Source organism: Xanthomonas sp., from assembly GCF_017163755.1.
GTDB lineage: Bacteria > Pseudomonadota > Gammaproteobacteria > Xanthomonadales > Xanthomonadaceae > Xanthomonas_A.
This window is the reverse complement of record NZ_JAFIWC010000016.1, coordinates 40,429-54,136: the sequence shown is the minus strand read 5'-3', so window position 1 is coordinate 54,136 and position 13,708 is coordinate 40,429. Positions and strand designations below refer to the sequence as shown.

Annotated in this window: 10 protein-coding genes; 7 read left to right on the top strand and 3 right to left on the bottom strand. The window is 68.6% G+C overall.

The genetic code is table 11. The annotated features are described in order from the left end of the window. Nucleotides 1-24 precede the first annotated feature (24 nt). The 4 genes from prfB (at nt 25) to JR065_RS12045 (ending at nt 6,223) form a co-directional block, all read left to right on the top strand. A protein-coding gene (prfB, locus tag JR065_RS12060; RefSeq protein ID WP_206234455.1) for a peptide chain release factor 2 occupies nt 25-1,150 on the top strand; the annotation gives its coding sequence in 2 pieces (ribosomal slippage) (nt 25-99 and nt 101-1,150; 1,125 coding nt in all). A 95-nt stretch (nt 1,151-1,245) separates the two neighbouring features. Then, the gene (gene lysS / locus JR065_RS12055; protein WP_206234454.1) at nt 1,246-2,763 is read left to right on the top strand and encodes a lysine--tRNA ligase; all 1,518 of its coding nucleotides are present in this window, start codon (nt 1,246-1,248) and stop codon (nt 2,761-2,763) included. Between the two features lie 153 nt (nt 2,764-2,916). Next, nucleotides 2,917-4,053 (top strand): HD domain-containing phosphohydrolase, encoded by a 1,137-nt coding sequence (locus JR065_RS12050; RefSeq protein ID WP_206234453.1) that lies wholly within the window; start codon nt 2,917-2,919, stop codon nt 4,051-4,053. Nucleotide 4,054: 1 nt separating this feature from the next. Continuing rightward, on the top strand, nt 4,055-6,223 hold the full coding sequence (locus JR065_RS12045) for an ATP-binding protein (RefSeq protein ID WP_206234452.1): 2,169 nt from the start codon (nt 4,055-4,057) through the stop codon (nt 6,221-6,223). 55 nt (nt 6,224-6,278) lie between these two features. Here the strand turns inward: JR065_RS12045 and JR065_RS12040 are convergent, their stop codons facing one another. Next, a complete protein-coding gene (locus JR065_RS12040; RefSeq protein ID WP_206234451.1) occupies nt 6,279-7,145 on the bottom strand; it encodes a crotonase/enoyl-CoA hydratase family protein in 867 nt (288 codons plus the stop codon). Nucleotides 7,146-7,314: 169 nt separating this feature from the next. After that, a complete protein-coding gene (locus tag JR065_RS12035; RefSeq protein ID WP_206234449.1) occupies nt 7,315-8,997 on the bottom strand; it encodes a long-chain fatty acid--CoA ligase in 1,683 nt (560 codons plus the stop codon). Nucleotides 8,998-9,101: 104 nt separating this feature from the next. On the opposite strand from JR065_RS12035, the gene JR065_RS12030 reads away from it, so the two are divergent. Then, complete coding sequence (locus JR065_RS12030; protein ID WP_241093575.1) at nt 9,102-9,542, top strand: nuclear transport factor 2 family protein; 441 nt, start codon at nt 9,102-9,104, stop codon at nt 9,540-9,542. A gap of 188 nt (nt 9,543-9,730) precedes the next feature. Here JR065_RS12030 and acnA read toward each other — a convergent pair whose 3' ends face one another. After that, the gene (gene acnA / locus JR065_RS12025) at nt 9,731-12,499 is read right to left on the bottom strand and encodes an aconitate hydratase AcnA (protein ID WP_206234448.1); all 2,769 of its coding nucleotides are present in this window, start codon (nt 12,497-12,499) and stop codon (nt 9,731-9,733) included. Between the two features lie 538 nt (nt 12,500-13,037). On the opposite strand from acnA, the gene JR065_RS12020 reads away from it, so the two are divergent. Then, nucleotides 13,038-13,274, top strand: a complete 237-nt coding sequence (locus tag JR065_RS12020) for an AbrB/MazE/SpoVT family DNA-binding domain-containing protein (protein ID WP_206234447.1) — start codon at nt 13,038-13,040, stop codon at nt 13,272-13,274. A 7-nt stretch (nt 13,275-13,281) separates the two neighbouring features. Continuing rightward, nucleotides 13,282-13,680, top strand: a complete 399-nt coding sequence (locus JR065_RS12015) for a type II toxin-antitoxin system VapC family toxin (protein ID WP_206234446.1) — start codon at nt 13,282-13,284, stop codon at nt 13,678-13,680. Nucleotides 13,681-13,708: the final 28 nt, after the last annotated feature.

Here is a 13,708-nt window from a genome sequence, read left to right as displayed (position 1 = left end):
CGTCTTGTTTGCCGGAAAACCGACATGATCGAACTCAATCCCATCCGCCAGCGCATCGCCGATCTGTCCGATCGCGTCCTGTCGCTCAGGGGGTTTCTTTGACTACGACGCCAAGAAAGAGCGTCTAGAGGAAGTCACCCGCGAGCTGGAAAGCCCCGACGTCTGGAACAACCCCGAGCGCGCGCAGGGCCTGGGCCGCGAGCGCGCCAACCTGGAGAAGACCGTCGGCGGCATCGCCAGCGTGCTCGACGGGCTGGCCGAGGCGCGCGAGTTCCTGGACCTGGCCGAAGCCGAGGACGATGAGGACACCGCGCTGGCGGTGGTCGCCGACGTCGACCGCTACCAGACCCACATCGAGAAGCTCGAGTTCCAGCGCATGTTCTCCGGCGAGATGGATGGCGCCAACGCCTTCGTCGACATCCAGGCCGGCGCCGGCGGCACCGAGGCCCAGGACTGGGCCGAGATGCTGCTGCGCATGTACCTGCGCTGGGCCGAAGGCCGCGGCTGGAAGACCGAACTGCTGGAGGTCTCCGGCGGCGAAGTGGCCGGCATCAAGTCCGCCACGTTCCGCGTCGAGGGCGATTTCGCCTACGGCTGGCTGAAGACCGAGACCGGCGTGCACCGGCTGGTGCGCAAGTCGCCGTTCGACTCGGACAACCGCCGCCACACCAGCTTCACCTCGGTGTTCGTGTCGCCGGAGATCGACGACAACATCGACATCGACATCAACCCGGCCGACCTGCGGACCGACGTCTACCGTTCCTCGGGCGCCGGCGGCCAGCACGTCAACAAGACCGAGTCGGCGGTGCGCATCACCCACGTGCCCACCGGCATCGTGGTCGCCTGCCAGACCGGGCGCAGCCAGCACCAGAACCGCGACAACGCGATGAAAATGCTGGCGGCCAAGCTGTACGAGCTCGAGATCCAGAAGCGCAACGCCGAGCGCGACGCGGTGGAGGCGACCAAGTCCGACATCGGCTGGGGCAGCCAGATCCGCAACTACGTGCTCGACCAGAGCCGGATCAAGGACCTGCGCACCGGCATCGAGCGCACCGACACGCAGAAGGTGCTGGACGGCGACCTGGACGAATTCGTCGAGGCCAGCCTCAAGTCCGGCCTGGAAGTCGGCGCCAAACGCAGCGACGCCTGACCTGCGCCAGCGCCGCGGCCCGCCGCCGCGGCGCGCCCCACGCGGCCGGCAGCGCGCCGGCCACGCTCCTCCCCCACCTCCGAAGAACGACCGCCATGACCGAGCAGACCCCCGCAACGCCGACTCCCGCCGACGAGAACAGTCTCATCGCCGAGCGCCGCGCGAAACTGGGTGCGCTGCGCAGCCAGGGCATCGCCTATCCGAACGATTTCCGGCGCACCCACTTCGCCGGGCAGCTGCAGGCCGAGTTCGCCGACGCCGAGCGCTGGAGCGCCGAAGCGCTGGAAGCGCAGGGCCGCACGGTGCGCCTGGCCGGGCGCATGCTGGCCAAGCGGGTGATGGGCAAGGCCAGCTTCGTGCAGCTGCAGGACGAGTCCGGGCGCATCCAGTTGTTCCTGCAGGCCAACGCGCTGGGCGCGGCCTACGACGCGTTCAAGGGCTGGGACATCGGCGACATCGTCGGCGTGGAGGGCGGGCTGACCCGCACCAGGACCGGCGAGCTGTCGGTCAAGGCGACCGCGCTGCGGCTGCTGACCAAGTCGCTGCGCCCGCTGCCGGACAAGTGGCATGGCCTGAGCGACGTGGAGCAGCGCTACCGCCAGCGCTACGTCGACCTGATCGTGTCGCCGGAGGCGCGCGAGGTGTTCGTCAAGCGTTCCAAGATCATCCGCGCGATGCGCGCCTGGCTGGACGCGCGCGGCTTCCTGGAAGTGGAGACGCCGATGATGCACTACATCCCCGGCGGCGCCACCGCCAAGCCGTTCACCACCCACCACAACGCGCTGGACCTGGACCTGTACCTGCGCGTGGCGCCGGAGCTGTACCTGAAGCGGCTGGTGGTCGGCGGCCTGGAACGCGTCTACGAGATCAACCGCAATTTCCGCAACGAAGGCGTCAGCACCCGGCACAATCCGGAATTCACCATGATGGAGCTGTACGAGGCCTACGCCACGTACCACGAAGTGATGGACCTGACCGAGAACGTGATCCGCGACGTGGCCCAGCAGGTGCTCGGCACCACCCAGGTGCACTGGGACGGTGCCGACATCGACCTGGGCCCGCGCTTCCGCCGCTGGCGCATGGACGAGGCGGTGCGCCACCACAACCCGCAGATCAGCGCCGCCGACTGCACCGACCGGCAGGCGCTGCTGCGCCACTGCGAACGGCTCAACCTCCGGGTCAAGCCGTCCTACGGCTGGGGCAAGCTGCTGCTGGAGATCTTCGAGGCCACCGTCGAGCACACCCTGGTGCAGCCGACCTTCATCACCGACCACCCGGTCGAGGTGTCGCCGCTGGCGCGCAGCAGCGACACCGAGCCGGGCTACACCGACCGCTTCGAGCTGTTCATCAACGGCAAGGAGCTGGCCAACGGCTTTTCCGAACTCAACGATCCGGAGGACCAGGCGGCGCGGTTCCAGGCACAGGTCGAGGCGAAGGACGGGGGCGACGACGAGGCGATGCACTTCGACGCCGACTACATCCGCGCCCTGGAAGTGGGCCTGCCCCCGACCGGCGGCCTGGGCATCGGCATCGACCGGCTGGTAATGTTGCTTACCGGCAGCAGCTCGATCCGTGATGTGCTGCTGTTCCCGTACATGCGTCCGGAGGCTTAATCTAGCGGCTGGGACGCAAGCCGTGGCGTGTTTCTTGCATCTGACGTCGGCAGTAGCGTAAGTGAAGGGGTGCCCGCGCCGGGCTGACCGGTTCCGGCGCCGCCGCTCGTTGTTTCTCGATAGCCCGTGGTGTCGTGGGCCGGAGGATCGCAGATGCAAGATGCCAGCATGAGCTTGACCGGAGTATCTTCCCCGCAAGACCACCCAGCCTGGGTGGCAGGGGCGGACCACCGCTTGAACATCGTCATCGTCGACGACCAGACGTCCGCGCGCACCATGCTGCGCCACGTGATCGAGGACATCGCGCCGGAACTGACCGTGCGCGACTTCGGCGATCCGCAGGCCGCGCTGGCGTGGTGCGAGGCCGGCAAGGTCGACCTGCTGCTGCTCGACTACCGCATGCCGGGCATGGACGGGCTGGACTTCGCCCGCCGCTTCCGGCGCCTGCCCAAGCACCGCGACATCCCGATCATCCTGGTCACCGTGGTCGGCGACGAGCCGATCCGGCAGGCGGCGCTGGAAGCGGGCGTGATCGACTTCCTGGTCAAGCCGATCCGCCCGCGCGAGCTGCGCGCGCGTTGCCACAACCTGCTGCAGCTGCGCCTGCAGAGCGAGAACATCAAGCAGCGCGCGATGTCGCTGGAGCAGCGCCTGCTGGCCAGCATGCACGAGGTCGAGGAACGCGAACGCGAGACCCTGTCGCGGCTGGCGCGGGCGATCGAGTACCGCGACGCCGGCACCAGCGCCTACCTGGAGCGCATGGCGCACGTGGCCGGGCTGATCGCCGAGCAGCTGGGCCTGTCCGAAGAGGAAGTGCGGGTCATCGAGATGGCCGCCACGCTGCACGACATGGGCAAGATCGCCATCCCCGACGCGGTGCTGCTCAAGCCCGGCAAGCTCAGCGAGGAGGAGATGGCGGTGATGCGCATGCACCCGCGCATCGGCTACGAACTGCTCAGCGGCAGCCAGAACCGCTTCATCCAGGTCGGTGCGCTGATCGCGCTGCGCCACCACGAGCGCTACGACGGCAGCGGCTACCCTGACGGCCTGGTCGGCGAGGCGATCCCGCTGGAGGCGCGGATCGTGGCGGTGGCCGACGTGTTCGACGCGCTGATCTCGCCGCGTCCCTACAAGGAAGCCTGGACCATGGACGCCACGCTGGCCTACCTGTACGCGCAGCGCGGCCGGCTGTTCGACCCGCGCTGCGTGGACGCGCTGTTCCGCGGCCGCGAACAGCTGCAGACGATCTGCGAGCAGTACTCCACGGCATCGGCGCGACCGGGGGTGTGACGTGAAGGCGATCGTCGGCTGGCTGCGGAACCGGCTGTCCCAGCGCCCGGACAGCGAGCACGGGCAGGCCATCGTGCGCATCGTCATGGTGGCGCTGATCCTGACCTACGAAACCCTGTTCGCCAACAGCTGGGGCCTGCCGCCCACGCAGGTGCGCTACGTGATCGGGCTGACCCTGATCTCGCAGTGCCTGGCGCTGGCGTTGATGGCCTGGATCCTGGTGCAGCCGAAGCGTTCGGACGTGCGCCGGGTGATCGGCATGCTCGCCGACTACGGCCTGATGGCGATGGCGATGAGCGCGATCGGCGAGCCGATGGCCTGCATCTACGTGGTCGTGATGTGGGTGACGATCGGCAACGGCCTGCGCTTCGGGAACCGCTATCTGTATCTGGCGGTGGCGCTGGCCTGCGTCAGTTTCAGCGTGACTCTGCTGACCAGCGACTACTGGGCCGCCAACCGCGGCCTCGGCGTCGGGCTGCTGGTGGGGCTGGCGGCGATCCCGCTGTACCTGTCCGGACTGCTGCGCGAACTGACCCGGGCCACCGCCGAGGCGCGCCGCGCCAGCGAGGCCAAGAGCCGGTTCCTGGCCAACATGAGCCACGAGTTCCGCACCCCGCTCAACGGACTGTCCGGCATGACCGAGGTGCTGGCCACCACGCGCCTGGATGCCGAGCAGCGCGAATGCGTCAACACCATCCAGGCCTCGGCGCGCAGCCTGCTGTCGCTGGTGGAGGAGGTGCTGGACATCTCGGCGATCGAGGCCGGCAAGATCCGCGTCGACAAGCACGACTTCTCGCTGCGCGAGACCCTCGGCAGCATCGGCCTGATCCTGCAGCCGCAGGCGCGCGGCAAGGGCCTGGCCTACCACCTGGACGTGGCCGCCGACGTGCCGGACAACCTGTCCGGCGACGCCGGGCACCTGCGCCAGGTGCTGCTCAACCTGGCCGGCAACGCGGTCAAGTTCACCGAGATGGGCCGCGTCGACGTGCGCGTGCGCATCCTCAAGGGCGAGCCGGGGCAGGCGATGCGGCTGAGCTTCGACATCGTCGACACCGGCATCGGCGTGCCGCCGGCGATGCGTCCGCGGCTGTTCGAGGCGTTCGAGCAGGCCGACGTGGGCCTGGCGCGGCGCTACGAGGGCACCGGCCTGGGCACCACGATCGCCAAGGGCCTGGTCGAGGCGATGGGCGGCAGCATCGGCTACCAGGAGAACCCGCCGCGCGGCAGCCGCTTCTGGTTCGAGCTGCCGTTCGAGCCGGGCAGCGCGCTGTCGACCACCATGGCCAGGCAGGGCAGCGCGGCGCTGCTCGAGGACCCGACCCAGGCCGGCAACGTCATCGCCTTCGCCGACCCGTTCCTGCGCCATCGCGCGCGGGTGCGCAGCATGCGCGTGCTGGTCGCCGACGACCATGCGGCCAACCGCATGGTGCTGCAGCGCATGCTGCAGAAGGCCGGGCACCGGGTGATCTGCGTGGAGGGCGCCGAAGCGGTGCTCGACGCGCTGGCCGAAACCGAATTCGACGCGGTGATCGTCGACCTGCACATGCCAGGCATGAGCGGGCTGGACATGCTCAAGCACCTGCGGGTGATGCAGGCCGGCGGCCCGCGCACGCCGGTGGTGGTGTTGAGCGCCGACGTCACCCCCGAGTCGATCCAGCGCTGCGAACAGGCCGGCGCGCACACCTTCCTGGCCAAGCCGGTGGTCGCCACCCGGCTGCTGGACACGCTGGCCGAGATCGCCACCAACGGCAAGCTGCGCACCACCGAGCCGGCGCCGCGCGCCAGCGCCATGGTGGAAGGCGTGCTGGATCCGTCGGTGCTCGACGAACTGGCGGGCCTGGGAATGGGCGACGGTTTCGAGCGCGAGTTCATCTCGCAATGCCTCAACGATGCCGACGGCTGCCTGGGCGGCATGCAGCTGGCCGGCGACGCCGGCAACTGGGAGCGCCTGCGCGAGCATGCGCATGCGATCAAGGGCGTGGCGAGCAACCTGGGGCTGGTGAAGCTGGCGAGCCTGGGCGGCGAGCTGATGCGCATGGCCGACTGGCAGGTGCGCAGCGAATGGCGGCAGCGGCTGATGGCGCTGAACGCCAGCCTGAGCGAAGGCCGCGATGCGCTGGAGCTGCGTGCCCGGCAGGGCGTGATGCAGGACGGCGGCGAACTGCGTTGAGGGAAAGCCCGGCGCTGGGCCGGGCCGGTCCCCTGACTACCGGCGCAGGCGGGACTCAGGCGGCAACGCCCTGCGAACGCCGTGTCTGTGCCCGCACCAGACGATCCATCGTCCGCAGCGACTTGTCGCCGAGCGCCAGCGCGGTGTCCACCCAGATCTCGGTGACCGCCACCAGTTCCTCGCGCCGGATCGGCTGCACCACGTTGCGCATCGCGTTCATCGCCAGGTGCGACAGCGGCGCGCGGCGCTGCTGGCGGATCAGATCCTCCACCGCCGCCACGCCCTGGCCCTTGGGCACCAGCACGTCGACGATGCCCATCCGGTGCATTTCCTGGCTGCTGTAGACGCGGCCTTCGAGGATGATCTTCTCGGCCAGCTGCGGCGCGACCCGGCGGCTGAGGAACGAGTAGGCGCCCATGCCCGGGAACAGGCCGAACAGCACTTCCGGCAGCCCCATGCCGACGTCTTCCTCGGCGACGATCATGTGGCAGGACAGGGCCATCTCCAGGCCGCCGCCGAGCGCGTCGCCCTGCAGCAGGGCGATGGTGCGGAAGTCGCCGCCCAGGCCCTGATGGAACTGGTAGACGCCCTCGATGCAGCTCAGCGCATAGGCGCGCAGGCCTTCGCGGTCGCGGCGGCGGATGTACTGGCCGAACAGTTCCAGGTCGCCGCCCAGGTTGAAGGCGGTGCTGTCCGAGGCCAGCACCAGGTTGCGCAACTGGTCCGGCTGGCGCAGGCTGGGATGCGAGATCGCGCCCAGGTAGGCGTGCATTTCGCGCATCAGCGGCGGGCGGAAGCACGGCCGGACACCTTCGGCGGCATCGGCATGCATGTACAACCAATGGCTGTCGCCGGCGACGGACGAATCGACGCGGATGGTGGAATAAGGGCGGGTACGGGGCAGGGTGTCGATCATGTTCATGGCTCGGGCTCTCGGGGAAACGCCCGCGGAGGGGTGTGGCGCAGCGGGCGAGTGCGGGCTCCACCCGATCGATGCTACACCCGGCTCATCATCATGAATGGCAACGTGCGTGACGGACGCTCATCGCCAGGCAAAGCGGCCGGCGCGGCGAGCGCCGACCGTGCCGGGATCATTGCGGCTGGCTGTCTCGCAGTTCGCGACGCAGGATCTTGCCGACGTTGGTCTTGGGCAGTTCCTTGCGGAACTCGATGATGCGCGGCAGCTTGTAACCGGTCAGGTTGGCGCGCGCGTGCGCCTTGACGTCCTCGGCGGTCAGCGCCGGGTCCTTCTTGACGATGACCACCTTGACCACCTCGCCGGACTTCTCGTCGGGCACGCCCACCGCCGCCACTTCCAGCACGCCGGGCATCATCGCGATCACGTCCTCGACCTCGTTGGGATACACGTTGAAGCCGGACACCAGGATCATGTCCTTCTTGCGGTCGACGATGTAGCAGAAGCCCTGCGCGTCCATCCGCGCCATGTCGCCGGTATGCAGCCAGCCGTCGGTGTCGATGGCGCTGGCGGTTTCCTCCGGGCGCCGCCAGTAGCCCTTCATCACCTGCGGGCCCTTGATGCACAGCTCGCCGACCTCGCCGATCGGCAGGACCTGCCCGGCGTCGTCCTTGATGCAGGCGTCGGTGGACGGGATCGGCAGGCCGATGGCGCCGTTGTATTCCTTGAGGTCGAGCGGGTTGATGCACGCCGCCGGCGAGGTCTCGGTCAGGCCGTAGGCCTCGACCAGGGTCACGCCGGTCACCTGCTTCCAGCGCTCGGCCACCGCGCGCTGCACCGCCATGCCGCCGCCCAGGGTGAACTTCAGCGACGAGAAATCCACCTGGTCGAAACCGGGCGTGTTGAGCAGGCCGTTGAACAGGGTGTTGACGCCGGTGATGCCGGTGAAGCGGGTCTTGCGCAGTTCCTTGACGAACCCAGGCATGTCGCGCGGGTTGCTGATCAGGTGGTTGAGGCCGCCGAGCTTCATGAACACCAGGCCGTTCGCGGTCAGGGCGAAGATGTGGTACAGCGGCAGCGCGGTGATGACCACCTCGTTGCCTTCCTCCAGCTTGCCGGTGGCGGCGATCCACGCCGCGGCCTGCTGCATGTTGGCGACCAGATTGCGGTGGGTCAGCATCGCGCCCTTGGCCACGCCGGTGGTGCCGCCGGTGTACTGCAGGAAGGCGATGTCCTCCGGGCCGATGTCCAGTTCCGGCAGCGCGTGCAGCCGGCCCAGGGTCAGCGCGTCGCGGAAGCGCACCGCGCCGGGGATATCGTAGTCCGGCACCAGCTTCTTGACGTACTTGAGCACGAAGTTGACCAGCGGGCCTTTCGGGAAGCCGAGCATGTCGCCCAGGCCGGTGGTGATCACCTGCTTGAGCGGCGTGTCGGCGACCACGTCCTGCACGGTCTTGCCGAAGTTGTCGACCACCACGATCACGCTGGCGCCGGAGTCCACCAGCTGGTGCTTCAGTTCGCGGGGGGTGTACAGCGGGTTGACGTTGACCACGGTCAGGCCGGCCAGCAGCACGCCGAAGGTGGCGATCGGATACTGCAGGCAGTTGGGCATCATCAGCGCGACGCGGTCGCCCTTCTTGAGCTTGAGTTCGCCGAGCAGATAGGCCGCGAACTGCTTGGCCAGCTCGCCGGCCTCGCGGTAGGTCAGGGTCTTGCCGAAGTTGCAGTATGCGGGCCGGTCGGCGAACTTGGACACCGACGACTCGAACACCGCGGCGACCGAGCGGTACTGGTCGACGTCGATCTCGGCCGGAATGCCTGCCGAATAGCTCTGCAACCACGGACGTTCCTGATGCATATGCCCCCCTCGAATTTGAATGCCGCTTCATTCCACGCCCGTATGACGGTCCAGGGCGTGGCGAGTGGCAGGATACCGTTCCGAATGGAAAAGGCGAAGCCGCGATGAGCAAGCGACCGGGCGCGATGCGATGGCTGGTGTGGCTGGCGCTGTGCCTGGCGGTGGCCGGCTGCCGGCGCGATCCGCCGGAACAGCGCCTGCGCGCGCGCATCGCCGAGCTGCAGCAGGCGCTGGAGGACCGGCGGATCGGTGCGGCGATGGAGGTGATCGCCGAGGATTTCTCCAGCGGCCCGGGGATGGATCGTGCTGCGTTGCACAACCTGTTGCGCGCGCAGTTCCTGCGCAACGCCAAGGTCGGAACCACCCTCGGTCCGTTGGCGGTGGCGATGCGTCAGGACAGCGCGACGGTGGACTTCGACGCGATGCTCAGCGGCGGCGATGGCGGCCTGCTGCCCGACCGCTTACAGCGCTACCGGGTCAGCACCGGCTGGCGCGAACGCGACGGCCAGTGGCAGCTGTACTACGCGCAGTGGGAGGCGCAGTAGCGCGGACAACAGGCGGCCGACGCAGGTCCGCGCGCGAACGCGGCGCCCCGATCGCACGAGTGGCAAAGCGGAATGTCGTGTCGTCGGTCGTGCAGCAAGACGAAAAAAGCGAGCGATGGCATCCGCATGCCGACGCGGCAGCGCTGCCGCGGCACCGAGGCGAGCCCCGGCGCCGCGCGACGCATGGATCAGGCCGCCTTGCGCCCGGCCAACTGGCGCAGCACGTACTGCAGCAGGCCGCCGTGCTTGAAGTACTCCACTTCCTTCGGCGTCAGCAGCAGCACCTTGACCTGGAACTGCTTGACGCTGCCGTCGGACTTCTTCGCATCGATGACCGCGCGGCGGCTGGCGCCGTCCTCCAGGCCGGTGATGTCGAACACTTCCGAGCCGTCCAGGCCCAGCGTCTGCGCGTTCTCGCCTTCCAGGTACTGCAGCGGCAGCACGCCCATGCCGACCAGGTTGGAGCGGTGGATGCGCTCGAAGCTCTCGGCGATCACCGCCTTGACCCCGAGCAGGTTGGTGCCCTTGGCCGCCCAGTCGCGCGAGGAGCCGGTGCCGTATTCCTTGCCGGCCAGCACCACCAGCGGCACGCCGTCGGCCTTGTACTTCATCGCCGCGTCGTAGATCGCCAGCTTCTCCGGCGCGCCCTGGGCGGGGTAGTACAGCGTGTTGCCGCCTTCCTCGCCGCCGAACATCAGGTTCTTGATGCGGATGTTGGCGAAGGTGCCGCGCACCATCACGTCGTCGTTGCCGCGGCGGCTGCCGTAGCTGTTGAAGTCGGCCGGCTGCACGCCGCGCGACTGCAGGAAGCGGCCCGCCGGCGAGTCCTTCTTGATGTTGCCGGCCGGCGAGATGTGGTCGGTGGTGATCGAGTCGCCGAACAGGCCGAGCACGCGTGCGCCGTGGACGTCGTCGATGCGGCCGACCTGCATGGTCATGCCGTCGAAGTAGGGCGGGTTCTTGATGTAGGTGGAGTCCCCGTCCCAGGCGTACAGGTCGCCGTCCGGCGACTGGATCTGGGCCCAGCGGCTGTCGCCCTTGAACACGTCCGCGTAGTTCTGCTTGAACATCTCCGGGCCGACGGTGGCGGCGATGGTGTCGCCGATCTCCTTGTTGCTCGGCCAGATGTCGCGCAGGTACACCGGTTGGCCGTCGCTGCCGGTGCCCAGCGGCTCGGTGCTCAGGTCGATGTCGGTGGTGCCGGCGATGGCGTAGGCCACCACCAGCGGCGGCGAGGCCAGGTAGTTCATCTTCACTTCCGGATGCACGCGGCCTTCGAAGTTGCGGTTGCCCGACAGCACCGAGGTCACCACCAGGTCGTCGCGCGCGATCGCCGCGGACACGTCCTCCGGCAGCGGACCGGAGTTGCCGATGCAGGTGGTGCAGCCGTAGCCGACCACGTAGAAGCCGAGCTTTTCCAGGTCCTCGAGCACCCCGGCCTTCTTCAGGTAGTCGGTCACCACCAGCGAGCCCGGCCCGAGCGAGGTCTTCACCCACGGCTGCGCCTTCAGTCCCTTGGCCACCGCGTTGCGCGCCAGCAGGCCGGCGCCGAGCATCACCGCCGGATTGGAGGTGTTGGTGCAGGAGGTGATCGCGGCGATCACCACCGAGCCGTCGCGCAGCTGCCAGCCGGCACCGCTGTCTTCAGCGGCCTCGGCCTGCGAGGCCTTGGCGCCGACCGCGGTGCCGCCGCCGCCCTCGTTCTTGAGCCGGTCTTCCTGCTTGAGGTCGCTGTTGCGCTTGGCCGCGCGCGCGTCGACGAACGGCGCCAGGCTCTCGCGGAAGTTGCGCTGCATGTCCGACAGCAGCACCCGGTCCTGCGGGCGCTTGGGGCCGGCCAGCGACGGCTTGACCTCGGCCATGTCCAGTTCCAGCGTGGCGCTGTAGGCGGCGTGCGCGGTGTCGGCGTCGTGCCACAGGCCCTGCGCCTTGGCGTAGGCCTCGACCAGCGCGATCTGCGCCTCGCTGCGCCCGGACAGGCGCAGGTAGGTCAGCGATTCGCCGTCGATCGGGAAGATGCCGCAGGTGGCCCCGTATTCGGGCGCCATGTTGCCGATCGTCGCGCGGTCGGCCAGCGGCAGGTGCTGCAGGCCGTCGCCGTAGAACTCCACGAACTTGCCGACCACGCCGTGCTTGCGCAGCATCTGCGTCACCGTCAGCACCAGGTCGGTGGCGGTGGCGCCTTCGGGCAGCTTGCCGGTGAGCTTGAAGCCCACCACCTGCGGGATCAGCATCGACGAGGGCTGGCCGAGCATCGCCGCCTCGGCCTCGATGCCGCCCACGCCCCAGCCGAGCACGCCGATGCCGTTGATCATCGTGGTGTGGCTGTCGGTGCCGAACACGGTGTCGGGATAGGCGAAGGCGCGGCCGTCCTTGTCGGCGGTCATCACCACCCGCGCCAGATGCTCCAGGTTGACCTGGTGCACGATGCCGGTGTTCGGCGGCACCACCTTGAAGTTGTCGAAGGCCTTCTGGCCCCAGCGCAGGAAGCCGTAGCGCTCCTTGTTGCGCTGGAACTCGATCTTGCCGTTGAGGTCCAGCGCCTGCGCGTTGCCGAACACGTCCACCTGCACCGAATGGTCGATCACCAGCTCCGACGGGATCAGCGGATTGATCTGCTCGGGGCGCCCGCCGAGCTTGACCACCGCATCGCGCATCGCCGCCAGGTCGACCACGCACGGCACCCCGGTGAAGTCCTGCAGCACCACCCGCGCCGGCATGAACGCGATCTCGGTGTCCGGCTCGGCGCCGGCGTCCCAGCGCGCGACCGCCTCGATGTGGTCCTTGCCCACGGTGACCCCGCCGTCTTCGTGGCGCAGCAGGTTCTCCAGCAGGATCTTCATCGAGTACGGCAGCCTGGCGATGTCGAAATGCTGGCCGAGCTTGGGCAGGCTGTAGTAGGCGTAGGAGGTGCCGTTGACTTCGAGGCTGCTGAGGGTGGAGAACGAATCGCTCATGCTAGGGGGCTCCTGTTGCGAGTTGCTGGCGGCGTGCGCGGGCTGATGGCAGTCACAGGTTCCGCGGCGGCGGAAAGCGGCATTATCCCGCAGTCAGGGGTGAGGAAAGTGTTTTCTGCGTGCGCGTGCGCGGCAATAGTGCATTGCAGCGGCGGCTGCATGCGAAGCTGCGCGGTCGCGTGGCCGGCTGCGTGCGTTGAAGCCGGTCGGCGCCTGGCGGGTGCGCGGACAGGTCGCAGCGTCGCCTGCGTGGTCGAGTGGGCATGGGGCAAGTCAAGCCTGCGCGCCGAGACAGCGGACGAGCGATGAGACATCCGCAGGTCGGTCCTCGCCTGCGGGCACAAGCGCCGTGAATGGAGGCGACGTGCGCAGAAGGGGCGTCGTCGCCCAATTGCGGCGCCTCCGGTTTTCAGGGCCATGCGCGTGATGCGCCGCAATCTGGGGCGCGTGGCTCGGCGCCGGCGGCGCCACCGCATGCGGACTTGGGTATGCATCCTGAAGTATGTATAATTCGTACATACCTCGCGGAACCGTCCCCATGGAAGCCACTGTCGCCGAACGCGGCCAGATCACCTTGCCCAAGGCGGTGCGCGATGCCCTGGGCCTGACCAAGGGCACCATCCTCAAGGTCGAACTGGACGGCAGCCGCATCGTGCTGCGCAAGAGCGTGGACGATGCGATCTCGCGCGCACGCGGCCGCTTCAGCCTGGACGGCTTCGACGCGCCCGACGTGGCGGTGCGCAGCATCCGCCACGACGACGCAGGCGATGCCTGAGCCGCGCATGATCGCGATCGATTCCCCCGCGCTGGTGGACCTGCTGGCCGACGGCCCGCGCGCCGACGCGGTCGAGGCCTGCCTGCGCCAGTGCCTGGGCGCCGGCCGCGTGGTGGTCTGCGACCTGGCCCTGGCCGAGATCTGCAGTTCGCTGCGCAACGGCGCCGACGCGCTGGCCGCGCTGGAGGAGATGGGCATCCATTTCCATGCGCTGGAAGCCAAGTCGGCGTTGCGCGCCGGCGAGATGCATCGCCGCCATCGGCAGCGCGGCGGCCGCGGCCACGCCCTGGCCGATTTCCTGATCGGTGCGCACGCGCTGCTGCAGTGCGACGGCCTGATCACCTACGACGACGGTTTTTTTCGCGACTACTTCAAGGGCCTGAAGCTGATCGTGCCGCAAGCCTGAGCCCCATCCTCACCGTTCATCCGATCCC